1 protein-coding gene is annotated in these 1,530 nt (G+C 54.6%); it reads left to right on the top strand.

Going from position 1 to position 1,530, the window contains the following annotated elements; translation table 11 throughout:
- Positions 1 to 1,477: IS1634 family transposase (locus tag GTO91_RS17540; RefSeq protein WP_235919690.1), on the top strand; the 1,477-nt coding region annotated here is incomplete at its 5' end.
- Positions 1,478 to 1,530 lie beyond the last annotated feature (53 nt).

Here is a 1,530-nt window from a genome sequence, read left to right as displayed (position 1 = left end):
TTACGAAAACACCGATTTGGATTTGATTTTCGGGCCGAGCGCGCTTTCGCTGGATGCCTTGCATGATCGGCACTTCGGTCTCTTGTTGGATCGGATGTACGAAGCGAATCCGCAGCATGTTTTTGATATGGTGTCCACTGTCTCCGTGGTCCGACACGGCATTGATCTGCGCCATCTCCACTCTGATACAACGTCCCAAAGCGTGTACGGTGCCTATGAGGGCGAAGGGGAATTGTCGATCACCTATGGCTACAGCAAAGATGGGCGACCCGATCTCAAGCAGTTCCTATACGGGTTGGTTGTCGCGGAAGGGGTTCCCGTGGCAGGGAAAGTCATGAACGGGAACCAATCGGACAAGACTTGGAACCGTGATGTGATTGACGAATTGGCCGGCCTCGTCGCGCACCATGTCAGCCAAAAGGTCATGTATATCGCCGACTCCGCGCTGGTGACCTTTGAGAACCTGAAGCGTCTGCATGATGTGCAGATGCTCTTTGTCACGCGCCTTCCGGGAACATATCAACTAACCAAAACCTTAAAGCTTGCGGCAGAGCAGGCAAACGATTGGACGAATGTCGGCGCCATCTCCGACAAACCCGATGCCGCCACGTATCGATTGTGGGAAACGACCGACGAACTGGATGGCCGGACCTATCGCTTCTTTGTCATTCATTCCAGTTCCCTTGCCGGCCAAAAGGCGGGCATGTTGGAGCGTCAGGCGAAGCGAGAAAAAGAAGCGCTGGAAAAAGCGGCGACGAAGCTGCAAAAACACCTGTACGCCTGTGAAGCGGACGCGCAGGCTGCGCGGGCCGAGTTCCTGTCTGCCTATGCCACGGCATTGCATTCGCTATCAGCGAACGTGGTGGCGATTCAGCAAGAAAAAACAACCCGTGGACGGGGCCGCCGTCCAGCCGGATTCGTGCCCGAATACGAGACCAAGTGGCAGGTCTGTGTCACCGTGGGAGACATCGATAAGGCGCGACTGGCGGCTGCGCAACGTAAAGAAGAGACCTTTATTCTCATGACCAATGACACAACGGAAGATGCCGTGGAGATCCTTCGCCGGTACAAAGGGCAAATTACCGTCGAGAACCGATTCCGCTGGCTCAAGGATCCTGCCGTGGTGGATCAGATCTGGCTGAAAACGCCGAATCGCATTATGGCCCTGGGTTATGTGTTTCTCATTGGCTTGTTGATCTACAGCCTACTGGAGCGCAGGCTTCGCCAAAACATGGCCCGAGAGACGAAGCCGATCCGCCTACCCGGAAACCGCTTATCCAAATCACCGACAGCGGCATCGTTTATGCAGTTGTTTTCCGATGTGGTCATCCTGATCAACCCACAGACGGATGGTACCGTTCGTCGTGTCATGCCTCGCCGATTTGACACTCCGGAACTGCGACGAGCGGCCGCGCTAGCCGGGATTGAATTTACGCGGTTTACGCTTCCGCCGGAAGTTCAACATTGTAATTCTTAAACCATAGCGGCGATTAAACTTAAATTAAATTCGTTGGCGGAGCACTTTGGGGG

This window comes from Heliomicrobium undosum (genome assembly GCF_009877425.1).
Classification (GTDB): domain Bacteria; phylum Bacillota; class Desulfitobacteriia; order Heliobacteriales; family Heliobacteriaceae; genus Heliomicrobium; species Heliomicrobium undosum.
This window is presented reverse-complemented; position numbering and strand designations above follow the sequence as displayed.